Origin of the sequence: Streptomyces sp. HUAS YS2, from assembly GCF_033343995.1 — a bacterium.
In the GTDB taxonomy this organism is placed as follows: Bacteria; Actinomycetota; Actinomycetes; order Streptomycetales; family Streptomycetaceae; genus Streptomyces; species Streptomyces solicathayae.
In genome coordinates this window covers 2,899,316-2,922,970 of record NZ_CP137573.1, presented here as the reverse complement: position 1 = coordinate 2,922,970, position 23,655 = coordinate 2,899,316, and the positions used below count along the sequence as shown (strand labels likewise).

Sequence of the window (23,655 nt, the reverse complement as noted above, 5' to 3'; positions counted from 1 at the left end):
GGAGGTTATTGGTGGAGTTCCGGCTGCTCGGATCCGTCGCCGTCGTGACGGAGAGCGGGGACGTCGCGCCGGGGCCGGTCAAAAGGGCCACCCTCCTGGCGATGCTGCTGCTGCGGCCGAACACGGCCGTGAGCGTCGACCAGCTCGCCGACGGCCTGTGGGAGGACGAGCCGCCCACGCACTTCCGGACCGTGCTGCAGGGCCATGTCTCGCGGCTGCGCGCCCTGCTCGCGGCGCACGGGGCGGAGGCGTACGGGGTCGAGCTCGCCACGCACGGCTCGGCGTACCTGCTGCGGCTGCCCGAGTCGCTGGTCGACGCGCACCGTTTCGAGGAGTTCGTCGGACTCGCGCGGTCCCAGAAGCAGCCCGCCGACACGGTGCGGATGCTGCGCGAGGCCCTGGCCTGCTGGCAGGGGCCCGCGCTCACCGGGACCGTGCGCAGCGGCCCGCTGGAGGCGGCGGCCGGCGGTCTGGAGGACCTGCGGCTGGCGTCGGTGGAGGCGCTCGCGGAGGCGTACGGGCAGCTCGGCGAGCACGGCCGGGCCGCCGCGGTGCTCCGCACCGAGGCCGTCGCGCACCCGCTGCGGGAGTCCCTGGCGGCGGCGCTGATGCTGGCCCTTGGCCGCTCGGGACGGCAGTCGGACGCCATCAACTGGTTCCACCGCACCCGGCGGCTGCTCGCCGAGGAACTCGGCGTGGACCCGGGCGAGACGCTGAGCGAGGCGTACGCGACGCTGCTGCGCGCCGACGGCCCCGCACCGACCCCCGCCCCGGCGCAGGCGTCCGCGCCTGCCGCGGCCTCGTCGGCCCGGCCCGCCGCACCCGGCCCGTCCACCCTGCCCGCCGCCCCGGTCGTCCCCGGCGCCCCGCCCGCGCCCCCGGTGACGGTCCCCGAGATGCTGCCGCGCCCGCCGCGCGGGTTCACCGCGCGGAACGCCGAACTCACCGCGCTCGACGGCGCGGCCGGTCCCGGCCACGCCCCCGTCTGCCTGGTCACCGGACCCGCCGGCGTCGGCAAGACCGCGTTCGCCCTCCACTGGGCGTACGAGCACCGGCCGGCCTTCCCCGACGGGCGGCTCTTCGCCGACCTGCGCGGCTTCAGCGACACCCCGGCGCCGGACGCGGCCTCCGTGCTGCGGGACTTCCTGCTCGCGCTCGGCGTCCATCCGGAGCGGATCCCGGAGACCGCGGACGCCCGGGGCGCGCTGTTCCGGTCCCTGGTGGCGAGGCGCAGGCTCCTCGTCGTCCTCGACAACGCCCGCTCCTCCGAGCAGGTCCGGCCGCTGCTGCCCGGCGGCGACCACTGCGTGACCCTGGTGACCAGCCGCGACCGGCTCGGCGGCCTCGTCGCCTCCGACGCCGCCCGGCCGGTGCCGCTCGGTCACCTCCCGCGCGAGGGGGCCACCGCGCTGCTCGCCTCCGTGCTCGGCGAGCAGCGGGTGGCCGCCGAGCCCGCCGCCGTCGCGCAACTGGCCCGGCTCTGCGACGGGTTGCCGCTCGCGCTGCGGGTGACGGCGGCCCGGCTCGCCGAGCGGCCGCAGTGGACCCTCGACGCGATGGCCGGCCGGCTGGCCGACGAGCAGAGCCGGCTCGGGATGCTCGACGTCGAGGACACCGGCGTCTCCGCCGCCCTGCGGCTCACCGTCCTCCAACTGCCCGAGTCGGCCGCCCGGATGTTCCGCTCCCTCGGCCTGCACACCGGCTCCGACCTGGACCGGTTCGCGGCCGGCGCGCTCGCCGGCACGTCCCCCGCGCAGGCCGTGGCGGACCTGGACCGGCTCGCAGCCGCGCATCTGCTCACCGAGTCCGTGGCCGGCCGCTGGACCCCGCACGACCTCGTACGGCTCTACGCCCGCGAACTCTCCCCGCAGGCCGACCCCGAGGGCCTGCCCCGGCTGCTCGACCACTACCTCTGCACCGGGCTCGTGGCGGACGCCGCCGCCGAGCCCGGCTCCCAGCCCTGCTACACCCTGCCCGCCGGTACCCGGCGCCCCGCGGCGATCCGCGAGTTCGAGGACCGGGAGGCGGCGCTCGCCTGGTACGCGGCGGAGCGCACCGCCCTGGCGGGCGCGGTCGCGGCGGCCGCCGAAGCGGGCCTGCACGACCGGGCCTGGCGGCTCGTCCTGCTGCAGTGGCCGCTGATCCTCGTACGGATCACGGACGGGTGGGTGCCGCTCCTCGAATCCGGTCTCGACGCGGCCGAGCGGGTCGGCGACCTCGACGCGCAGTCGCGGACCCGGGCCCTGCTGGGCTGGGTGCTGCACGAGGAGGGGCGGGACGCCGAGGCGCTGGTCCACCTGGAGCGGGCCCCGGACCTGGCGGCGCGGGCCGGCGACGTGATCAGCGAGGCGATCGCCCGGGTCAACCTCGCGGTGGTCCTGGACGCCACCGGGGACCGTGCCCGGGCGACGCCGCAGATGACCCGGGCGGTCGAACTGGCCGAGGCGAGCGGCCATCCGCCGACTCAGGTGCTGACCCTCCAGCACCTGGCCCGGTACTGCCTGGACGCCCAGGAGTACGACGAGGCGCTCGCGCACGCCGGGCGCGCGGCGGAGCTGATCTCGCCGGACGCGCGGATCGGCCGGGCGCAGCTGCAGATCGCCCGCGGCGAGGCGCTGATCGGTCTCGGACGCCTGGAGGAGGCCGCCGACCAGCTGGGACGCGCGAAGGCGGCGGCCGACGCGGCCGGTTTCGAGGAGGGCGCGGCGCGCGCCGCGGACACGCTGGCGCGGCTGCCGCTGGCTCGTTAGCGGGACGCAAGCAGGACGGCAGCGGCGCCCCGGAAGCTGGACGCAGCACCCCACGGCGCGCTCCGACCGGAAGCGCGCCGTCCGGGCGTGCCGTTCTTCGACACCGTCAACGGGGGAGTACCACCATGCGTGCCACCATCCAGAAGAAGTCCGTCCTCGCCGCCGCCGTCCTGGCCCTCTCGCTCGGGCTGACCGCCTGCGGCGGGGGCGACGCCGGTACCGACGCCAAGGCGAAGGACGGCGCGACCGCGTCGCAGGGGGCCGAGGACTCCGCCGCGAAGACCTCCGTCACCTCCGCCTCCGGCGGTTCGGGCACCGCGGGCGGTGGGACGGCCGGCGGTTCGACGACCGGCGGCTCGGGCGCGAAGTCCGGCGGCTCCGGCTCGGCCGGCTCCACCGGGTCCTCCGGGTCGGGCGGCTCCGGCAAGGCCCCGGCCTGCACCGTCGCCGACGTGAAGATCACGATGGCGAAGGCGGACGAGACGCCCACCGAGCACATCGTCCTCACGGCCAAGAACACCTCCGGCCGGGCGTGCACCATCCTCCAGTACCCGCTGATCGCGTTCGGCGACATCCAGACGGCGAAGGACGTCCCGGCCGTCGCCAAGAGCAAGCCCGCCGCGAAGGTCGTCCTGCAGCCCGGCGCGCCGGCGTACGCGAACGTCCGGGTCGCGCTCGGCGGCGTGGACGAGGACAACAAGGTCGTCAAGAGCTTCAACGTGAACCTGTTCGCCGCCGACGGCCCGGCCGAGGGCAGCGAGGTCGTCACCGTCCCGGCGGGCGGCCTGGCCGTCGCCGAGGCCGCCGCCAAGACCGGCTACTGGACGCCCGAACTCCGCAACGGTGCCGACGAGTTCTGAAGGCGCCCCACCGACACCTGCCGCCGGTCGGCACCCCACGCCCATGTCCCCCTGGGGCGCCCGGGGTGCCCCGGCGGCAGGCCGCTTCGCCGACTAGGCTGCCGGTGCGAGCGGTGCCCGCATCGCTCGCCCTGACCACCGAGGTTCCGGCAGCGAGCGGCCGGCAGGCGAACGGAGTCACCATGTCGTATCCCGAAGTCCGGTACCACGGGGAGAAGGGCGAGATCAGCGCCTCGTACCGGCCGGCCGACACCCCCGCGGAGCTCACCTCGGGGAACGGGTCGCAGACGCACTACCTCGCCACCACCGCCTCCACGCAGGGGGAGTTCGGCCTGTACAAGGTCGACATGACGCCGAAGGCGGGCGGCCCGTCCACCCACTTCCACAAGACGATCTCCGAGACCTTCTACATCCTCGACGGCACCGTCCGGCTCTTCGACGGCGCGCAGTGGGTCGACGCGAAGAAGGGCGACTTCCTCTACGTGCCGACCGGCGGCCTGCACGCCTTCCGCAACGACTCCGACGAACCGGCATCGATGCTGCTGCTGTTCGCGCCGGGCGCGCCCCGCGAGGAGTACTTCGAGAAGGTGGGGACCGTCGCGCAGATGACGGACGAGGAGCGCACCGCGTTCTTCCTGAAGCACGACACGTACTGGACCGACTAGCCGCCCGATCGGCTAGTCCCTCTGCGCCGATCCCGTCTTCGCGCCGGCGCCGCACAGCGGCAGCACGGTCGTCCCCGGACGGGGCGGCGCCGCGCGCACGGCCGCCCAGCACGCCACGCCCGTGGTCTCGACGAACAGTCCACCGCGCGCCAGATCGGTCTGGGCGGCGCGGATCTGATCTTCCGTCACGGTCAGGAAGGTGCCGCCGTTCGCCCGCACCGCGCGCAGGATCTGCGCGGCCCGCGGCGGGTGGGGGATCGCGATTCCCTCGGCGAGGGTGGGGCGCGCCGGCGCGTCCCCGGCCAGGTCCTCCGCGCCCGCGCGGAAGGCCGCGGCCAGCGGCGACACCGCCTCCGCCTGGACGGCGACCAGCTCCGGCCGCCGGTCGATCAGGCCGTGCCCGGCCAGCTCGTCGAGGGCGAGCGCCGCGCCCAGGAGCAGCGTTCCGTTGCCGACCGGGACGACGATCCTGTCGGGCAGCCGGCCGCCGCCGTCCTCCCAGAGCTCGTACACGTAGGTCTTCGTGCCGTGCAGGAAGTGCGGGTTGAAGACGTGCGAGGCGTAGAAGACGCCGGGTTCGCCGGCGGCTTCCTGCGCGGCCCGCGCGGTGGCGTCCCGGTTGCCGGGGACGACGGTCAGCCGCGCGCCGTGCGCCCTGATCTGCTCCACCTTCTTCGCGGAGGTCCCCTCGGGGACGTACACGGCGCAGGGCAGCCCGGCCCGCGCGCAGTACGCGGCGACGGCCGTGCCCGCGTTGCCGCTGCTGTCCGCCACGACGAGACGCGGCTCCAGGCGGCGGGCGAGTTCGGCGAGCATGACCGCGCCCCGGTCCTTGAAGGACAACGTCGGCATGAGGAAGTCGAGTTTGGCCGAAACCCCGTCCCCGAGCGGGACCAGGGGGGTCCGGCCCTCGCCGAGGCTGACATGGGGGAGGGAAGTGGCCAGCGGCAGCACCTCCTCGTAACGCCACAATGAATTCACACGTGACGCGAGAGACGTGAGTGAAACCGGTGCGCTCGCGAACTCCAGGTCCCAGGGGCCGCGGCACTGCGGACAACACCAGGTGAGCGCGTCGGCGGCGGCACGGATCCGGCATCGGGGACACACATAGGCCGTCATGGGCGCCAGCATGGCAGGCGTGTGGCGGCCTTGTTGCGTGGCGCTCGGGGCCCTTGTGCGATTCCTATGGATCAGCCAACCTTTCGCTCGGCAGCCGGACATGGGAACGCCGCGGACTTCCGTCGTGACGTTTGTCATGTCCCTGCCGTACCCCCACAGGCGCACCACCAATGAGGAGGACCCCTCACATGTCAGTGATGCGTAACTCGCGGCGCAGACTCGCCGCGGCCGGCGCCATAGCGGTCGCCGCCCTCGCACTCGGCACCGCGGCCACCCTCCCGGCCATCGCGGCCGAGGCCGCCCCCGAAGGCGTCATCGCGAACGCCGGCGCACCCGGCGCGATCGCGGGCAGCTACATCGTCACCCTCCACGAGTCGGCGCAGGCCGAGACGTCGAAGGGGCGCGCGGTCGCCGCCGAGTACGGCGCGAAGATCGAGAAGACGTACACCTCGGCCCTCAACGGCTACAGCGTGGAGCTGTCCGAGGCGCAGGCGAAGAAGCTCGCCGCCGACCCGGCGGTGAAGTCCGTCGCGCAGAACCGCGTCCTCAAGATCACCGGCACGCAGCCGTCCCCGCCGTCCTGGGGATTGGACCGGATCGACCAGCGGGCCCTCCCGCTGAACCAGAGCTACACCTACCCGGACACGGCCGGCCAGGGCGTCACGGCGTACATCATCGACACCGGTGTGCGGATCTCCCACAGCGACTTCGGCGGCCGTGCCTTCAACGGCTACGACGCCGTCGACAACGACAACGTCGCGCAGGACGGCAACGGCCACGGCACCCACGTCGCCGCCAATGTCGCGGGCACCTCGTTCGGCGTGGCCAAGAAGGCCAAGATCGTCGCCGTCCGCGTGCTCGACAACAACGGCTCCGGCACCACCGCCGGCGTGGTCGCGGGCATCGACTGGGTCACCCAGAACCACCAGGGCCCGTCCGTCGCCAACATGAGCCTCGGCGGCGGCGCCGACGCCACCCTCGACGCGGCCGTCCGCAACTCCATCGCGTCCGGCGTCACGTACGGCATCGCCGCGGGCAACAGCAACGCGAACGCGTCGAACTACTCCCCGGCCCGCGTGACCGAGGCGATCACGGTCGGCTCCACGACCAACACCGACGCCCGCTCCAGCTTCTCCAACTACGGCAGCGTGCTGGACATCTTCGCCCCGGGCTCCAACATCACCTCGGCGTGGAACACCAGCGACACCGCCACCAACACCATCTCCGGCACGTCGATGGCCACGCCGCACGTCGTCGGCGCCGCCGCCGTCTACCTCGGCGACAACCCGACCGCGACCCCGGCGCAGGTGCAGACCGCGCTGGTGAACAACGCCACGCCGAACGTCGTCGGCAGCCCGGGCACCGGCTCCCCGAACCGCCTGCTCTACGTCGGCGGCGGCACGACGCCCCCGCCCACCGGCAAGAAGTTCGAGAACACCGCGGACTACGCGATCAACGACAACGCGACCGTCGAGTCCCCGGTCACCGTCAGCGGCATCGCGGGCAACGCCCCGTCCGCCCTCCAGGTCCCGGTGAACATCGTCCACACCTACATCGGTGACCTCCAGGTCCAGCTGATCGCCCCCGACGGCACCGCCTACACGCTGAAGGGCTTCGGCACCGGCGGCAGCTCGGACAACATCAACACCACGTACACGGTCAACGCCTCCTCCGAGGTCGCGAACGGCACGTGGAAGCTCCGGGTCACGGACAACGCGGCCTGGGACACCGGCAAGATCGACTCCTGGGCCCTGCAGTTCCCGTGAGCCGACGCGCACCTGAGCGGTGAACAGGAGGGCGGCCGCCTGCGGGCGGCCGCTCTTCCGTGTCCGAGCACCCGAATCGTCGCGGATGTCCTCCGCGTGTTCTTCCTGCGCCTGAACGCGTACGATGCGCGGCCGATCAGCTGTTCGCATCGCCCGCCCCGGCAGGAGCACCGTGCCCGTGGAACCGTCCCCGCCCTCCCCGTCGCCGCAGCAGCCGTGGCCCGCGCCCGTGCCGTACGGGGCCGGGCCGTACGCGCCGCCCCGGCAGGAGTCCAGCGGGCTCGCGGTCGCCTCCCTCGTGGCCGGCATCGTGTGCTGCCTGCCCCCGCTCGGTCTGGTGCTCGGCGTGCTCGCGCTGGTGCGGATCAAGAAGAAGGGGCAGACCGGCAAGGGGCTGGCCGTCGCCGGCATCGTCCTGTCCGTGATCAGCTCGCTGCTGCTGGTCGTGGGGCTCGCCTCCGGCGGCTTCGGCCAGGCACTGGACGCGTTCGAGAGGGGCGTGGACCGCGCCGCCGCCGCGCGTTCGGTGTTCACCGTCAAGAAGGGCGAGTGCTTCGACACCCGCGGCAGGCGCACCGTGGGGGTGACCACACGCGTCGAGGTCGTCGACTGCGCCGAGAAGCACATTGGCGAGGTCAGCGGGAGCTTCCGGCTCTCCGGTTACGACACCTACCCGGGCGAGGAAACCGTACGGACGGTGGCCTGGGACCGCTGCCACCGCACCAGCGCCGAATACGCGCTGGACACCTGGGCCATCCAGGGGCGCCTCTGGCCGTACGTCTACTGGCCCGACAAGAAGAGCTGGGGCACCGGCCGGCGCCAGGTGACCTGCGCGCTCGTCGCCGTCGGCGGGGGGAGCGAGAAGGTCACGGGATCGGTGCGCAGCGACGCGACGATGCTGACGGCCGATCAGGTGTACTTCCTGCGGACGGTGAACGCGATCGACGACGCCCTCTACGAGGAGCCGGGCGAGGAGGCCGAGCTGGCCGAGGAGAAGGCGTGGGCCGGTTCGGTCGCCGCGTCGATCCGCGGGGCCTGCGTGGGGCTCCGGGCGCACCACTGGCCCGGGGACTCGACGGCATCGGTGGACGGTCTCGTGAAGGAGCTGCTCGCGTCCGCGAAGGAATGGGACAGGCTGGCCGCGGCCAAGGACGACGACGCCTTCTGGGAGCGGTACGACCTGCCGTTCGACGCGATGCCGCAGGACGCGTCCTCCCGGGCGCGCACCGCGCTCGGTCTGACGGGTCTTCCGACGAGCCGCCGGACGGTGTGAGTCCCGGAGCGCCCGGACGGCTCCCGCGGGGGTATACCTGCGGTAAACGCCTGCGTAAAGGAAGATCATCACTTCGAGTGAAACTGTGGCCCATGCTTGCGGCTCGCCACCGAGGGTTGTCAGTCTGTAGCTGTCCGTCAACCTGAGGGGAGCGTCCAGTGACGTTCGGTGACCAGCCCGCCTATCTGCGGGTGGCGAGCGATCTCCGGGAGAAGATCGCCAACGGTTCGCTGCCGCCGCACGCCCGGCTCCCCTCGCAGGCCCGCATCCGGGAGGAGTACGGGGTCTCGGACACCGTCGCGCTGGAGGCCCGCAAGGTCCTTATGGCCGAGGGCCTCGTCGAGGGCCGTTCCGGCTCGGGGACGTACGTGCGGGAGCGGCCGGTGCCGCGCCGGATCGCCCGCTCGGGCAACCGGCCGCCGGCCGGGGCCAATCCCTTCCGTCAGGAGCAGACGGAGGAGGGTGCGCGGGGCACGTGGGAGTCCAACAGCGAACAGGAGCCCGCGAGCGCCTTGGTCGCCGCCCGGCTCGGCATCGAGCCGGGGGAGCGGGTGATGCGGACGCGGTACGTGTACCGGGACGCGGGCGAGCCGATGATGCTCTCCACCTCCTGGGAGCCGCTCGCGGTCACCGGCCGCAGCCCGGTGATGCTGCCCGAGGAGGGGCCGCTGGGCGGCTGCGGGGTCGTCGAGCGGATGGCGGCGATCGACGTCGTCGTGGACAACGTGGTCGAGGAGGTCGGCGCGCGCCCGGGGCTGGCGGAGGAGCTCCTGGCGCTCGGCGGCGTCCCCGGCCATGTGGTGATGGTCGTGGAGCGTACGTACTTCGCGTCCGGCCGGGCGGTGGAGACGGCGGACGTGGTCGTCCCGGCCGACCGCTACCGGATCGCGTACCACTTGCCGGTGCGCTGACCCCGGGAAACGCCTTTCAGGCCCCCGCGATACCGGTGAGCGGTATACCGCTCACCGGCCACCGGTGAGGCGCGCTCGGTGTCACCTGGAGTTAACGGGACGTCAACTCCCGTAACCGCGTGGCAATCGCGGGATGCGACGCCCCGTCATGCCCCCCTCCTACCTTCCTCGCCCGTACCCCGCAATCCGGTCGGACGACAGGAAACCCCATGACGGACATCGTCACGCGCGACACCACCCCCGCGCCCACGCCCCCACCCCGCCGCAGCTACGCCAGGCTCGCCGCCGACGAGAGCCGCGAGGACTACTCCCTGCGGTACGCGCCGCACTCCTTCCGGCGCTGGTCGCCCGGCATGGTCGCGGGCACCGCGCTCGGCGGCATCGCCTATCTCGCCGACTTCGCGATCGGCGCATCGATCGTCTTCACCTACGGATTCACCAGCGGTCTCGCCTCGATCCTGACCGCGGCCGTGATCATCTTCCTCACCGGCATCCCGATCGCCCGGGCCTGTGCGACGTACGGCCTGGACATGGACCTGGTGACCCGCGGCGCCGGCTTCGGCTACTTCGGCTCCACCCTGACGTCCCTCATCTACGCGTCCTTCACCTTCATCTTCTTCGCGCTCGAAGGCTCGATCATGGCCCAGGCCATGCACCAGGCCGTCGGGCTGCCGGTCGAGGTCGGCTACCTCGTCACCACCCTGATCGTGATCCCGATCGTCTTCCGCGGCATGGGCGCGCTCGCCAAGGTGCAGGCCTGGACCCAGCCGGTCTGGATCGTCGGCATGGTGCTGCCGTTCGTCGTCCTCGCCTTCGAGGCCCCGGACGCCTGGGGCGCGTTCGGGGCCTTCGGCGGCACCGAGGGCGCCGGGTCGGGCTTCTCCTGGATCGGCTTCGGGCTCGGCACCGGCATCGCGCTCTCCCTCATCGCCCAGATCGGCGAGCAGGCCGACTACCTGCGCTTCATGCCCGCGAAGACCGAGGCGAACAAGCGCCGCTGGAACCTCGCCGTACTCGCCGCCGGCCCCGGCTGGGTGATCATCGGCGCGGCCAAGCAGCTCGGTGGCGCGTTCCTCGCCTTCGTCGCCCTGGAGGCGGTCGGCAAGACCCACGCCCTGGAGCCGATCGCCCCGCAGATCGAGGCGCTCAGGCCCTGGCTCGGCACGTTCGCGCTGCCGGCCGCGGCGGTCTTCGTGGTGGTCTCCCAGATCAAGATCAACGTCACCAACGCGTACAGCGGCTCGCTGTCCTGGTCGAACTTCTTCTCCCGCGTCACGCACCGGCACCCGGGGCGGGTCTGGTACATCTTCCTCAACCTCGCCATCGCGCTGACGCTGATGGAGATGAACATGTTCGCGGCGCTGGGCAAGCTGCTCGGCTTCTACTCCAACGTCGGCATCGCCTGGATCGCCGCGGTCGCCGCCGACCTCGTCATCAACAAGCGGGCCGGCTGGAGCCCTCCGTACATCGAGTTCAAGCGCGCCTACCTGTACGCGGTGAACCCGGCCGGGTTCGGCGCGATGGTGATCGCCTCGACCGTCTCGATCGTCGCCTTCTTCGGGGTGTTCGGCGCGTACGCGGAGGCCTTCTCGACCTTCATCGCGGCCGGCCTCGCGCTGGTCCTGTGCCCGCTGATCGCCTGGGCGACGAAGGGGAAGTACTACCTCGCCCGCCCGAACCCGGTGAACGGCCCCGGCGTGGAGATCGAGGACGAGACGGCGACCCATGAGTGCGCGGTGTGCGAGACGGCGTACGAGCTGCCGGACATCGCCGACTGCCCGGTGCACGCGGGCCCGATCTGCTCGCTCTGCTGCTCGCTGGACGCCGGCTGCGGTGACGTCTGCCGCAAGGATCCGGCGGGCGCCGGCCCCGTTCTGATGCCGGTTCCGACCGTCCCGAAGTCCCTCTCCGGGCACTGACGCGGGGCCCCTCCGCCGGTTACTGGCCGGAAACGTATCTCTTTGTGAAAACGCATATCCGCTGTGTAAAGGTCAGGCGTAAGCTCGGGCATATGCGGATTGCGGTTTCCTGGGGATGGTCAGAGGCGCGCGGACCGGCGGAGGGAGGGCCCGATGAGTGACAGTGGCGCTGTCCTGCCCTGGCTGGTCATACGCCAGGACGACAACGGCAACCGCTATCGCGTGGGCAGATACGCCACGAGGGACGAGGCGCAGAAGCTCGCCGACAGCCTCGACGACCGCGGCCACAAGCAGCTCTACTGGGTCGAGCGCATAGGGCAGCCCGCCCTCTGACCGGCGCGCTCCGACCCTGCGCACCGACCCTGCGCACCGATCCCGCGCACCGGCCGCCCGCGGTTCGACCACCCGCGCTCCGGCTACGCTCCGGCGCATGACCGATCGCAACGCTGACCACGTCGTCGTGGTCGCCGGAGCCCTGTACGACCGGGGGCGCCTGCTGGCCGCGCGCCGCAGTGCCCCGCCCGAGCTGGCCGGCCGCTGGGAGTTGCCCGGCGGCAAGCTCGAACCGGGGGAGAGCGCTGAGAAGGCGCTGGTGCGCGAACTGCGCGAGGAACTCGGCGTCGAGACCGAGCCCGGCGAACGGGTCCCCGGGGAGTGGCCGCTCAAGCCCGGGTACGTGCTCCGGGTCTGGACGGCCCGGTTGCTCTCCGGCGAGCCCCGGCCGCTGGAGGACCACGACGAGCTGCGCTGGCTCGCCCGCGACGAGCTGGACTCCGTCGACTGGCTCGACGCCGACCGGCCCGCACTCGCCGCCGCCGTCGAGCGGCTGTGGCCCGTACCCGCGGAGGAGGCGCCCGGCGGGGCGCGCGACTGAGCATGTACGCCGTTCGCGTCACCGCGCGACCGCTGCCCCGGATGCCGCGATATCCGACCCCTTATATCGGGTATGTGCCCATTAACCCCCTGAAAAAGGACGTGGGTCTCCCATCGGGTCTGGGGAAGTGGTCGGCGTGATCGACAACGAGGGCGACTGCGCCGAGTGGAACTTCCCGGCGGAGGCGGGCGCCGTGCGCGCGGCGCGTCACGTGGTACGCGACACCCTCAGGGCCTGGCACGTCGACCCCGCCGCCCGTGACGTGACCGTCCTCCTCGTCAGCGAACTCGTCACGAACTCGCTGCGCTACGCCTCCGGCCCGATCGGCGTCCGCATCGTCCGCCAGTACGCCAACGGCGACGCCGAGCGGCACCCCGCCCTGCTGGTGGAGGTCTCCGATCCGCTTCCGGATCCGCCCCTGGAACGCAGCGCCGGACCCGACGACGAGGGCGGTCGGGGGCTTCAGCTGGTGGCCTGTTCCGCTCGCCGATGGGGGACCCGCAAGGGGAGGACGGGCAAGACCGTGTGGTTCGAGCTGGCCCTGCCTGGTTAGAAGACAGGTGGGACTATCGATCACCGGCGGCTCGGCTCAAAACGAACGAGACCACCCTGTGATCGTGAACGTCGTGCCGTCGGGGGCCGTAGTGCTGAATACTGCGGGCATGGCCGGTCCGGTGCGGTGAGCTGGAGGGGACGGTCGCGTGAGCGAGATACCTGGGACGGCGAGCGGCGTCGTGTGGCAGAGCAGCCCGCCTGGCTCGATCTATGACTACATCAGGGTCGCCTCCTTCTCGATCGGGCCCGACGGGCTCGTCGACCAGTGGAGCCGGCGGGCCACCGAGCTGTTCGGCGTGTCCGTCGAAGAGGCCAGGGGCAAGGATCCGGTCGAGGCGTTCATGCCCGCCGAGCTGCGCGAGCGCGGCCACCGGAGGGTCGCGGAGATCCTGGACGGCAAGGAGTGGACCGGGCTGGTCCCGTTCCGGATACCCGGCGGCGACCGCCCGCACGGCATCGCCGAGATGTACGTGATGCCCAGTGAGACCCAGGAAGGCGAACGGGCCGCCCTGTGCATCGTCGTGGACGTCCGCGCGCTGCGCCGGATCGAGACCGACCTCGCCGCTTCGCAGGCCATTTTCGGCCAATCCCCTTTCGGCTTCCTCCTCTTCGGCACCGACCTCACCGTCAAGCGCGCCAACCAGCGCTTCGCGGCCGTCTTCGGCGGCTCCGCCGACGACCACCGGGGCCGTACCGTGCACGACTACCTCGCCCGGGCCGAGGCCGACCGGATGACCGCCGCGCTGCGCCGGGTCCTGGAGACCGGCGAGGCCGTCACCGAACTCCAGATCATCGGCGCCCCGCCCGGCAGCAGCGACCGCCGGCACTGGTCGATCAACCTCTACCGGGTGCACAGCGGCTCCGGCAGACCGATCGGCGTCGCCGGCCTCGGTGTCGACGTCACCCGCCGCCACAACGCGGCCCGCGAGGCCGCCAGCGCCCGCCGCAACCTGGCTCTGCTCAACGAGGCCGGGGCCCGGATCGGGAACTCGCTCGACCTGGAGGCCACCGCCCGCGAGCTGCTCGACGTCGCCGTCCCCGGCTTCTGCGACCTCGCCTCGGTCGACCTCTACCAGGGGCTGCTCACCGGCGACGAGGCCCCGCCGGGACGCTGGGGTTCGTCGCACGACGTCGGCTACGGCGCCGGGAGCGCGGAACTGCGCCGGGTCGCCTTCGCCAGCGCCGTCTCCGACGCGCCGGTGGAGCTCCGCTCGGTGCCGGGCTGTTGCGAGGACGGGCCGGTCGAGGTCGGCTCCGTCCACCGCTACCCGTTCAACTCGGCCTGCGCGAGCGCCCTGCGGACCGGCCGGGTGCACACCGTGCCCGGGGCGGACGGCAGCCTCGTCCAGTCCACCCTCGCCGTACCGATGGTCGCCCACGACACCGTCGTCGGCCTCGTCCAGTTCTCCCGGGCCAAGGGCAGCGAGCCCTTCGGGGAGCGGGACCGCGCGCTCGCCGTCGAACTGGCCGCCCGGGCCGCCGTCTGCATCGACAACGCCCGCCTGTACCGGCGCGAGCACGAGCGGGCGCTGATCCTCCAGCGCAGCCTGCTGCCGCCCGGCGACCCCGAGGCCGCCGGTCTCGACATCGCCTGCCGGTACCTCCCCGGCAACGCCGCCACCGAGGTCGGCGGCGACTGGTTCGACGTCATCGAACTGCCCGGCCACCGCACCGCCCTGGTCATCGGCGACGTCATGGGACGCGGCCTGCGCGCCGCCGTCGCCATGGGCGAACTGCGCACCGCCGTACGCACCCTGGCCCAGCTGGACCTGGAACCGGCCGAGGTGCTCTCCCATCTCGACGAGATCGCCCGCGGTCTCGGCGCACCGGCCGGCGCCCAGCAGAGCGCCCGCGCCCACAAGGCCCGCGGCCCCGAGCTCTCCGAGGTCTACCTCGCCACCTGCGTCTACGCGGTGTACGACCCGGTCACCCGGCGCTGCACCTTCGCCAACGCCGGTCACCTGCCGCCGGTGCTCGTCGAGCCCGGCGAGGCCGCCATGCTGCTCGACGTACCGCCGGGGATGCCGCTCGGCGTCGGCGGCGAGCCGTTCGAGGAGGTGGAGGTCGAGCTCCCGGAGGGCTCGCTGCTCGCGCTGTACACGGACGGCCTCGTCGAGTCCCGCGACCATCCGCTCGACGAGGGCCTGAACGCCTTCCGCCAGGCCCTCACCGATCCGGGACGGCCGCTCGAGGACGTCTGCGACCACGTCCTCGGCACCCTGGACACCCGGCACGGCCAGGACGACATCGCCCTGCTGATGGCCCGGATCCAGGGGCTGCCCGCGGAGGCGGTCGGCGACTGGAGCCTGCCGCGCGAACCGCGCTCGGTCGGCCGGGCCCGCGAGCTGGCCCGCGGCCAGCTCACCGCCTGGGACCTGGAACCGCTGGTGGACACGGTCGAACTGCTCGTCAGCGAGCTGGTCACCAACGCCCTGCGGTACGGCGAGGGCGACATCAGGCTCCGGCTGCTGCGCGACCGGACGCTGGTCTGCGAGGTCTGGGACTCCGGCCTGGTCCAGCCCCGGCGGCGGCGGGCCCGGGACACCGACGAGGGAGGCCGCGGCCTGCAGCTGGTCGGTCTGCTCAGCGCCGCGTGGGGCTCGCGCCGGACGCCGCGCGGCAAGACGGTGTGGTTCGAACTGCCGCTGCCGGACGGGGAGAACAGCGCGGAGCCCACGGTGGAGCAGTTGCTGAGCATGTTCTGACGCGCGGGCGCCCCCGGGGACTCCCCAGGCGACGTCAGGCGGCCTTCAGGGCCGCCAGCCGGGCCGCGACCTCGGCCTCGTCGCCCAGGCTGTCCAGCTGCTCGAACTGGGCGTCCAGGGAGGACGCGGCGAGTTCCTGCTTGCCCAGCGCCCGCGCCTCCTCGCGGCGCACCTTGTCCTCGAACCGGCTCAGCTCGCTCGTCGGGTCCAGGACGTCGATGTTCTTCACCGCGTCCATCATCTGGTTCTGCGCCCGGGCCGACGTGGCCCGGGCCACCAGCTCGTCGCGCTTGGCCTTCAGTTCGGAGAGCTTGGCCTTCATCTGGTCGAGGCCGCTCTTCAGCTTCGCCACCACCTCGGTCTGCGCGGCGATCGTCGGCTCGGCGGTCCGCGCCTCCTTCTCCGACTGGAGCTGCCGGCCGAGCGCGACCTTCGCCAGGTTGTCGAACCGGTCGGCCTCCGCGGTCTGTCCGGCGGCCCGCAGCTCGTCGCCCTTCCTGCTCGCGGCCAGCGCCTTCCCGCCCCACTCCTTCGCCGCGGCCACGTCCTCCTGGTGGTCCTGCTCCATCAGCCGCAGATTGCCGATGGTGGCCGCCACGGCCTGCTCGGCCTCACCGATGTTGTTCGTGTAGTCGCGGATCAGCTGGTCGAGCATCTTCTGCGGGTCCTCGGCCTGGTCCAGCAGGGCGTTGATGTTGGCCTTGGCCAGCTGGGTGACGCGGCCGAGGATGGTCTGCTTGCTCATGGATCTGCTCCTTGTAGGGGTGAGAGGTCAGAAACGGCCGCCGCCGCCCCGCCTGCCGCGCGTGCCCCCGCCGCCGAAGCTGCCGGGCCCGCCGCCGAATCCGCCGCCCCCCGTACCGCCCCCGAACCCGCCTCCCGTACCTCCGCCGAAGCCTCCGCCGAACCCGCCGCCCCGGCCGCCTCCGCCGCCGAACAGCCCGCCGAGGATGATGCCGCCGAGCACCGCCCCGCCGAGCCCGCCGCCGACGGTGCCCTGCGGGCCGCGCGCCACGTCCGGGTTCCCGTACGCGCGGACGTCCTGCTCGGCCAGGCCCTGCGCCTGCCGGGCCAGCGCGTCGGCCTGCTGCGCCTCGGCCAGCGCGCCCTGCGGGTCGTCCGCGGCCGCCTGCTGCCCGGCCCGGTCGAGCCGCCGCTGGGCCTCGGCGAGCCGGGTTCGGGCCTCGCTGCCCACCGCGCCGCGGTGGGTCGTGACGTAGTCGGTCGCCGCGCCGATCGCGGACCGGGCGGTCAGCAGCGCCTGGTCGAGCAGGGCCCGGGCCCGCCGGGTACCGGACTCGCGCTCCCGCGCCCCGGCGAGCGCCTCGTCCAGCGTCGCGTCCGCCTCCTCGACCCGGCGCAGCGCGTCGAGCGGGTCGTAGCGGCCGCCCTCCACGACCCGCCGGACGTCCGCGATGACGGACTCGGCACGGGCGACCCGGCCTTGGAGGTCGGCCGTGGACACGCCCTCGGCGGTGCCCTGGAGCAGTCCGTGCGCGTCGGCGAGGTCGGCCTCGGTCTCGGCCAGCGCGACCGGCAGCTTCCCCACCGCCTCGGCGAGCTCCTGGGCCCGCCGGTCGACGGCCTCGATGAGCCGGGCGGCCTGGTCGATCGCGCTCTCGGCGGCGCGGATGTGAACGGCGGCGACGCCGTTGTCGCCCGCCTCGACGGCCTGTCGGGCCCGGTCGATGTTCTCCGTCGCGAACAGCAGCCGGTCCCGGGCCTGCTCGACGTCGCTCGCGACGGGCGAGGCGGCCGACTCGGCGTACCGCGCGCGCATCGCGGCCAGCGCCGCCTCCGCAGTGCCGACCCGCGCGCTCTGCTCGCGGAACGCGGCGTCGGCGGCCTCCAGGGCGCGCGGCGCGTCCCGCTCCAGGTCGCGTAGCCGGTCGAAGTCCTCGGCGACGTCGTCCAGCCGCGTGTTGGCGTCGGCGCAGCGCCGGTGGATCTCCTCGAGCATCGAGCGCCGCCTCGCGTCGTCCTCGGGGTGGGCGTCGTCGAGCTGCTGGCGCAGCCGGAACGCCGCGGTCAGCTCGCCCTGCGCGTACCGCACCGCCTCCGCGAAGGGCTCGACCGCCTCCTCGCCGAACTGGGCGGTGGCGAAGCCCAGTTCCTCCTGGCTGGTGCGCACCGCGTCGTCGGTCGCCACCAGCTCCTGCCGTGCCTGCCCGTCCAGTTCGGCGAGCGGCGTCTCGGCCGGTGCCTGCGGGGCGCCCCAGCCGCCGGGCTTCGGCGCCGCGCCGCCGGTCTTCCTGCGGCGGCTGCGGGAGACCGCGAACGCGGCGACCACGCCCGCGCCGCCGACGACCAGGACCGGCAGGATGTAGTCGCTCCCCTCGACGGAGTCCGTGCCACCAGGGTCGGCGGGGCCGGGGGTGACCGTCGGGACGGGCACGGGCGCGCCGCCGAGCACCGCGTCGTAGCCGTTCGCCGCGCCGATCGCGGCGCCCGCCCAGTCGTTCTGCCGCAGCGCCGGTTCGATCGCGGTCCGGGCCACGTCGTCGAGCTGGAGGTCGGTGAGCGGGGAGTCGGCGTCCACGGTGTAGGCGTACTGCCGGTCGTGGGTGGCGACGGCGAGGAGCACGTCGTCCCGGCCGAGGCCGTTGCGGTCGGCCGTGGCGTCGGCCCAGTTCTGCGCGGAGCGGCCGGAGAAGTCCCGTACGTAGACGACGAAGAGCTGGAGGCGCCGGTCGTCGTAGAGACGGTCGAGCGCCCGCTCCACCTCGGCCCGGCGGTCGCCGAGCGCTCCCACCTTGTCGGTGATCTGCCCCTCGCGGGACAGCACGACGGGGTCGTCGGCCCGTGCGCCGGAGACGGCGGGCACGACCAGCCACCACGCCGCCACCAGGAGCGCGAGAAGGGTTCGGGTGGCTGTTCGCGTCACGTTTCGGAGGTTATGACGCCATCTGGACCCCCGCGACCGGACCGGTTCCGCGGAAACCGTGACGGACCGTGAGGCGTCACTGTCAGTAGCCGCCCCTAGGGTGGTGATCGTCTCGACTCGGACCTTGGGGGTCTCGGTGGTGCAGCGTGTGCGGAGCTGGTGGCGGCGGGGGCGCTGGGTCGCCCTGGGACTCGTCCTGCTGCTCGTCCTTCCACCGGTCGGCGCGTACGCCGCCCTGCGGATCTCCTACGCGGGAGATCCGGCGGCCGGTACGACGTCCCGCGGGAAGGACGCCGTCTGGCTGGGCCACGCCTGGGTCGACGGCCGGAAGAAGGACGCCGACCTCGCCGCCTTCGCCGCGCGGATCAAGGGCACCGGGATACGGGACCTGTACGTGCACGCGGGCCCGCTGGAGCACGACGGCACGCTGCCGGCGGACCGCTATCCCCGCGCGAAGTGGCTGATCGACGCCGTGCACCGCACGATGCCCGGGATACGCGTGCAGGCCTGGCTCGGGGACGTGCTGGCCACCGAGGGGCCCGACGGGCTGCGCCTGGAGAACGCCGGGTCACGGGCCGCCGTGGTGGCCTCGGCCCGGCAGATCCTGGACGCGGGCTTCGACGGGGTGCACTTCGACCTGGAGCCGCTGCACTCCGACGACGCGCACTACCTCTCGCTCCTGGACGACCTCGGCGCGCTGACCCGCCCCCGCCGGGCGCAGCTCTCCGTCGCCGCCCACCAGATCGACCCGCTGCCCGCCGCGCACACCGTGGTGGGCGCGCTGAGCGGCAGCGAGAAGTGGTGGTCGCAGGAGTTCTTCGGCCAGGTCGCCCGCCGGGTCGACCAGATCGCGGTGATGTCGTACGACACGTGGATGCCGCTGGAGAGCATGTACGGCGGCTACGTCGCCCAGCAGACCGCGCTCGCGCTGGAGGTCACCCCCGAGGACACCGACCTGCTGATGGGCCTGCCCTTCTTCCACGAGGACGACCTCGGCCACCACGAGTCGGCCGAGACCGTCTCCGCCGCCGTCAGAGGCACCCGCCTGGGCCTCGACCGCACCGACCGCGACCGCAAGAGCTTCGGCGTGGCCCTGTACGTCGACTTCGCCGCCGAGGAAGCCGACTGGGCCGCGTACCGGAGCGACTGGCACTGACCTGTCAGGACAGATCGCTGGTGTCGAGGTCCAGCCCGAAAGGATCGGGCAGCCGGATCCGGGTCCCGAAGGGGTGCGGGCCGTCGACGCGGGTGTAGCCGAGCCGGCCGGGTTCCGAGCACAGGGTGACGCTCTGCTCCTGCCGGTCCACGATCAGGTAGAGCGGGGCGTGGTACTCGGCGTACCGCTTCCGTTTCACGACTCGGTCGGTGTCCCGGTTGGACTCGGAGGTGACCTCGACGATCAGGAGAGTGTCCTCGGGGAGCAGCGCCGTCGCTCCTTTGGCCTGGGCGGCGGGGACGACGGCGATGTCGGGGACGTACCAGTTCGAGGAGCCGGGCAGATCCAGGTTTCCGGAGCCGGTGACGCAACCGAGTTCGCGTACACGGGGCCGGAGCTGGTCGCGGATGGTCTCGGCGGCGGCTTCGTGGTCCCAGGTCGGCGACACCGGTTCGATGATTCCCTCGATGATCTGGGCGCGGTCGCCTCGGATGTGCTGCACGGCGTACTTGAGTGCGCGTTCGGGGTCGTCGATGCCGTCGTAGTCAGGGGCTGTGCTCATCGTCCGTCCTGCGCCGTGATGCGGGCTGGGGCTCGTTCCGACGTGGTGTCCGTGCTGACGCTACCGCGCATCGGATCGTGCGACGGCGGTGTCACCCGAACGGGCTGTGGCCCGCGGCGCGGACGGTGGACCGCCGCACCGCGGTCGCCTGCTAGCCCTTTCTCCTGCCGATCTTGTTGCCCAGCCACACCAGTGGGTCGTACTTCCGGTCCACGGCGCGCTCCTTCAGTGGGATCAGTGCGTTGTCCGTGATCCTGATCTGCTCGGGGCACACCTCCGTGCAGCACTTGGTGATGTTGCAGTAGCCGAGACCGTGCTCGTCCTGGGCCGTCCGCTTCCGGTCCAGGCCGGTCTCCTCCGCGGCGTCCAGGGGATGCATGTCCAGTTCGGCCACTCGCATCAGGAAGCGCGGCCCGGCGAACGCGTTCTTGTTCTCCTCGTGGTCGCGCACCACATGGCACGTGTCCTGGCACAGGAAGCACTCGATGCACTTGCGGAACTCCTGCGAGCGCGCGACGTCCTCCTGCTTCATCCGGTACTCGCCCGGCTCCAGCCCGGCCGGCGGTACGAAGGACGGGATCTCGCGTGCCTTGGCGTAGTTGAAGGACACGTCCGTCACGAGGTCCCGGATCACCGGGAAGGCCCGCAGCGGCGTGATGGTGACCGTCTCGTCCCGCGCGAACACCGACATCCGCGTCATGCACAGCAGCCGCGGCCGGCCGTTGATCTCCGCCGAGCACGAACCGCACTTGCCCGCCTTGCAGTTCCAGCGCACGGCGAGATCCGGCGTCTGGGTGGCCTGGAGCCGGTGCACGATGTCGAGGACCACCTCGCCGTCGTGCACCGCGACGGTGAAGTCCTTCAGGTCCCCGCCGTCGGAGTCGCCCCGCCACACCCGGAAGTGCGCGTCATAGGTGGTCACTACAGCTCCTCTTCGGCGAGGTACTTGACCAGCTCGTCCTTCTCGAACAGCGCGAGCAGGTCCGGGCGGACGGGCTCCGTGCGGATGCGCTCGAGCCGGACCCCGTGCCCGGCCCCGTCGTTCTCCGTGGCGTGGCACAGCAGGTTCACCGCGCGCCACTCCCGGTCCATCGCGGGATGGTCCTCCCGGGTGTGCCCGCCGCGGCTCTCGGTCCGTTCCAGCGCGGCCCGGGCCACGCACTCGCTGACCAGCAGCATGTTCCGCAGGTCCAGGGCCAGGTGCCAGCCGGGATTGAACTGCCGGTGCCCCTCGACGCCGAGCCGCCGGGCCCGCTCCCGCAGCGCGGCAAGGCGTGACAGCGCCTCGGCCATCTCGCCCGCCCGCCGGATGATGCCGACCAGGTCGTTCATCGTCTGCTGGAGCTCCTGGTGGAGCGCGTACGGGTTCTCCACCGGGCCCTCCTCCGACGCCTCCGCGCCGAACGGGGCCAGCGCCTCGGCGGCCGCCGCGTCGACCTCGGCCGCCGTCGCCTCGGGCCGCACCTCGCAGTCCGCGGCGTGCTCCGCCGCGTGCAGCCCCGCCCGCCGTCCGAAGACGAGCAGGTCGGAGAGGGAGTTGCCGCCGAGCCGGTTCGAGCCGTGCATCCCGCCCGCGACCTCGCCGGCCGCGAACAGCCCCGGCACGCCCACCGTGGCGGCGGTGTCCGAGTCGACGGCGATGCCGCCCATCACGTAGTGGCAGGTCGGCCCGACCTCCATCGGCTCCGCGGTGATGTCGACGTCCGCCAGCTCCTTGAACTGGTGGTACATGGACGGAAGGCGGCGGCGGACGACCTCCGCCGGCATCCTCGTCGACACGTCGAGGAACACCCCGCCGTGCGGGGAGCCCCGGCCCTCCTTCACCTCGGCGTTGATGGCCCGCGCCACCTCGTCACGGGGCAGCAGTTCGGGTGGGCGCCGGTTGTTGTCCGGGTCCTCGTACCAGCGGTCGCCCTCCTCCTCCGTCTCCGCGTACTTCTCCTTGAAGACGTCGGGGATGTAGTCGAACATGAACCGCTTGCCGTCCGAGTTGCGCAGCACCCCGCCGTCGCCGCGCACCGACTCGGTGACGAGGATCCCCTTCACCGACGGCGGCCAGACCATCCCGGTCGGGTGGAACTGCACGAACTCCATGTTCAGCAGCGGGGCCCCGGCGAGCAGCGCGAGCGCGTGCCCGTCGCCGGTGTACTCCCAGGAGTTCGAGGTCACCTTGAAGGACTTGCCGATCCCGCCGGTCGCCAGGACCACGGCGGGTGCCTCCAGGACGAAGAACCGTCCGGTCTCCCGGTCGTAGCAGAACGTCCCCGCCACCTGGCCGGAGGAGTCCTTGAGGATGCGGGTGACCGTGCACTCCTGGAAGATCTTCAGGCCGGACTCGTGGTCCCCGGTCTCGGCGAAGTCCTTCTGCTGCAGCGCCACGATCTTCTGCTGGAGGGTGCGGATCAGCTCCAGGCCGGTCCGGTCGCCGACGTGCGCGAGCCGCGGGTACTCGTGCCCGCCGAAGTTGCGCTGCGAGATCCTCCCGTCGGGGGTGCGGTCGAAGAGCGCGCCCCAGGTCTCCAGCTCCCAGACCCGCTCCGGTGCCTCCTTCGCGTGCAGTTCGGCCATCCGCCACTGGTTGAGGAACTTGCCGCCGCGCATGGTGTCGCGGAAGTGGACCTGCCAGTTGTCGTGCGCGTTCACGTTGGCCATGGAGGCGGCGATGCCGCCCTCGGCCATCACCGTGTGGGCCTTGCCGAACAGGGACTTGCAGATCACCGCGGTACGGGCGCCCCGCTCCCGCGCCTCTATGGCGGCGCGCAGCCCGGCGCCGCCCGCGCCCACCACGACGACGTCCCACTGCTGCCGGTCGACCTGTGCCATGTCAGAAGATCCTCGGGTCGTCGAAGGTGCCGGTGGCGAGCAGGTACACGTAGAAGTCGGCGAACGCGACGCTGAGCAGCGAGGCCCAGGCGAGCAGCATGTGATGTCCGTTCAGCCGCCCCACCAGGCCCCACAGCCGGTACCGCACGGGATGCCGGGAGAAGTGCTTCAGCCGGCCGCCGATGATGTGCCGGCAGGAGTGGCAGGAGAGCGTGTACGCCCAGATCAGCACGATGTTGACGAGGAAGACGACCGTCCCGAGGCCGGCGTGGCCCCACTCGTAGTCCGCGTTGCGGAAGGTGAGCACGGTGTCGTAGGTGAGGATCCCGGCGACCGGCAGCGCGGCGTAGAAGAAGTACCGGTGGGCGTTCTGCAGGATCAGCGGGAAGCGGGTCTCGCCGGAGTACGACGCGTGCGGCTCGGCGACCGCGCAGGCCGGGGGAGAGGCCCAGAAGCCCCGGTAGTAGGCCTTGCGGTAGTAGTAGCAGGTCAGCCGGAAGCCGAGCGGGAAGACCAGGATCAGCAGCGCGGGCGACAGGCCCCACCAGCTGCCGAAGATCTCCCAGTTGGGGCCGCCCTTCATCGGGACGCAGTTCTCCGCCAGGCAGGGCGAGTAGAACGGCGAGACGTACGGGGCGGCGTAGTAGTCGGCGTTGGCGAAGGCCCGCCAGGTCGAGTAGACGACGAAGGCGAGCAGTCCGGCCGCGGTGGCGGCGGGCGCCAGCCACCAGCGGTCGGTACGCAGGTGCCGGGCGGCGATGGCGGCGCGTGAGGCGTCGTGGACACCGCTGCCCGGCGCGAGGTCGGGTGGTTCCGTGCCTGTGGCCAAGGAG

General features: G+C 72.7%; 19 protein-coding genes. 12 read left to right on the top strand and 7 right to left on the bottom strand.

Features of this window, described 5'->3' with window-relative positions:
* Positions 1–11: 11 nt before the first annotated feature.
* The 3 genes from R2D22_RS13140 to R2D22_RS13130 all read left to right on the top strand — a co-directional run bounded on the left by R2D22_RS13140 (position 12) and on the right by R2D22_RS13130 (position 4,275).
* Positions 12–2,750 carry an AfsR/SARP family transcriptional regulator gene (locus R2D22_RS13140; RefSeq protein ID WP_318103312.1) on the top strand — a complete coding sequence of 913 codons (2,739 nt, stop codon included), beginning with the start codon at positions 12–14 and terminating at the stop codon, positions 2,748–2,750.
* Between the two features lie 125 nt (positions 2,751–2,875).
* The gene (locus tag R2D22_RS13135; protein ID WP_318103311.1) at positions 2,876–3,610 is read left to right on the top strand and encodes a DUF4232 domain-containing protein; all 735 of its coding nucleotides are present in this window, start codon (positions 2,876–2,878) and stop codon (positions 3,608–3,610) included.
* A gap of 182 nt (positions 3,611–3,792) precedes the next feature.
* Positions 3,793–4,275: a cupin domain-containing protein gene (locus R2D22_RS13130; RefSeq protein ID WP_318103310.1), complete on the top strand. Its 483-nt coding sequence runs from the start codon at positions 3,793–3,795 to the stop codon at positions 4,273–4,275.
* A gap of 12 nt (positions 4,276–4,287) precedes the next feature.
* Here the strand turns inward: R2D22_RS13130 and R2D22_RS13125 are convergent, their stop codons facing one another.
* Positions 4,288–5,406, bottom strand: coding sequence for a threonine synthase (locus R2D22_RS13125; RefSeq protein WP_318103309.1), 1,119 nt, complete (start codon positions 5,404–5,406; stop codon positions 4,288–4,290).
* 176 nt (positions 5,407–5,582) lie between these two features.
* Here R2D22_RS13125 and R2D22_RS13120 point away from each other — a divergent pair, with 176 nt between their 5' ends.
* The 8 genes from R2D22_RS13120 to R2D22_RS13085 all read left to right on the top strand — a co-directional run bounded on the left by R2D22_RS13120 (position 5,583) and on the right by R2D22_RS13085 (position 15,397).
* A complete protein-coding gene (locus tag R2D22_RS13120) occupies positions 5,583–7,160 on the top strand; it encodes a S8 family peptidase (RefSeq protein ID WP_318103308.1) in 1,578 nt (525 codons plus the stop codon).
* Positions 7,161–7,338: 178 nt separating this feature from the next.
* Positions 7,339–8,433: a DUF4190 domain-containing protein gene (locus R2D22_RS13115; RefSeq protein ID WP_318103307.1), complete on the top strand. Its 1,095-nt coding sequence runs from the start codon at positions 7,339–7,341 to the stop codon at positions 8,431–8,433.
* 158 nt (positions 8,434–8,591) lie between these two features.
* Complete coding sequence (locus tag R2D22_RS13110) at positions 8,592–9,344, top strand: GntR family transcriptional regulator (protein ID WP_318103305.1); 753 nt, start codon at positions 8,592–8,594, stop codon at positions 9,342–9,344.
* 209 nt (positions 9,345–9,553) lie between these two features.
* A complete protein-coding gene (locus tag R2D22_RS13105) occupies positions 9,554–11,263 on the top strand; it encodes a purine-cytosine permease family protein (protein WP_318103304.1) in 1,710 nt (569 codons plus the stop codon).
* Positions 11,264–11,416: 153 nt separating this feature from the next.
* A complete protein-coding gene (locus tag R2D22_RS13100; protein WP_318103303.1) occupies positions 11,417–11,596 on the top strand; it encodes an SPOR domain-containing protein in 180 nt (59 codons plus the stop codon).
* A gap of 97 nt (positions 11,597–11,693) precedes the next feature.
* Positions 11,694–12,137, top strand: a complete 444-nt coding sequence (locus R2D22_RS13095; protein ID WP_318103302.1) for a (deoxy)nucleoside triphosphate pyrophosphohydrolase — start codon at positions 11,694–11,696, stop codon at positions 12,135–12,137.
* 127 nt (positions 12,138–12,264) lie between these two features.
* On the top strand, positions 12,265–12,690 hold the full coding sequence (locus tag R2D22_RS13090) for an ATP-binding protein (RefSeq protein WP_318103300.1): 426 nt from the start codon (positions 12,265–12,267) through the stop codon (positions 12,688–12,690).
* A 148-nt stretch (positions 12,691–12,838) separates the two neighbouring features.
* Positions 12,839–15,397 carry a SpoIIE family protein phosphatase gene (locus R2D22_RS13085; RefSeq protein WP_318103299.1) on the top strand — a complete coding sequence of 853 codons (2,559 nt, stop codon included), beginning with the start codon at positions 12,839–12,841 and terminating at the stop codon, positions 15,395–15,397.
* Positions 15,398–15,431: 34 nt separating this feature from the next.
* Here R2D22_RS13085 and R2D22_RS13080 read toward each other — a convergent pair whose 3' ends face one another.
* Both R2D22_RS13080 and R2D22_RS13075 read right to left on the bottom strand, forming a co-directional pair.
* The gene (locus R2D22_RS13080) at positions 15,432–16,142 is read right to left on the bottom strand and encodes a PspA/IM30 family protein (RefSeq protein WP_318103297.1); all 711 of its coding nucleotides are present in this window, start codon (positions 16,140–16,142) and stop codon (positions 15,432–15,434) included.
* A 27-nt stretch (positions 16,143–16,169) separates the two neighbouring features.
* Positions 16,170–18,281 carry a TPM domain-containing protein gene (locus R2D22_RS13075; protein ID WP_318103296.1) on the bottom strand — a complete coding sequence of 704 codons (2,112 nt, stop codon included), beginning with the start codon at positions 18,279–18,281 and terminating at the stop codon, positions 16,170–16,172.
* Positions 18,282–18,417: 136 nt separating this feature from the next.
* On the opposite strand from R2D22_RS13075, the gene R2D22_RS13070 reads away from it, so the two are divergent.
* A complete protein-coding gene (locus tag R2D22_RS13070) occupies positions 18,418–19,437 on the top strand; it encodes a glycoside hydrolase family 18 protein (RefSeq protein WP_318103294.1) in 1,020 nt (339 codons plus the stop codon).
* 4 nt (positions 19,438–19,441) lie between these two features.
* On the opposite strand, the gene R2D22_RS13065 is transcribed toward R2D22_RS13070, so the two are convergent.
* The 4 genes from R2D22_RS13065 to R2D22_RS13050 all read right to left on the bottom strand — a co-directional run bounded on the left by R2D22_RS13065 (position 19,442) and on the right by R2D22_RS13050 (position 23,651).
* Complete coding sequence (locus tag R2D22_RS13065) at positions 19,442–19,999, bottom strand: Uma2 family endonuclease (protein WP_318103292.1); 558 nt, start codon at positions 19,997–19,999, stop codon at positions 19,442–19,444.
* 151 nt (positions 20,000–20,150) lie between these two features.
* Positions 20,151–20,921, bottom strand: coding sequence for a succinate dehydrogenase/fumarate reductase iron-sulfur subunit (locus R2D22_RS13060; RefSeq protein ID WP_318103291.1), 771 nt, complete (start codon positions 20,919–20,921; stop codon positions 20,151–20,153).
* Entirely contained in the window at positions 20,921–22,822 is a 1,902-nt protein-coding gene (locus R2D22_RS13055) for a fumarate reductase/succinate dehydrogenase flavoprotein subunit (protein WP_318103289.1), read from the bottom strand. Before R2D22_RS13055 ends, R2D22_RS13060 begins: the two co-directional genes overlap by 1 nt.
* Before the next feature lies 1 nt (position 22,823).
* Positions 22,824–23,651: a hypothetical protein gene (locus R2D22_RS13050; protein WP_318103288.1), complete on the bottom strand. Its 828-nt coding sequence runs from the start codon at positions 23,649–23,651 to the stop codon at positions 22,824–22,826.
* Positions 23,652–23,655 lie beyond the last annotated feature (4 nt).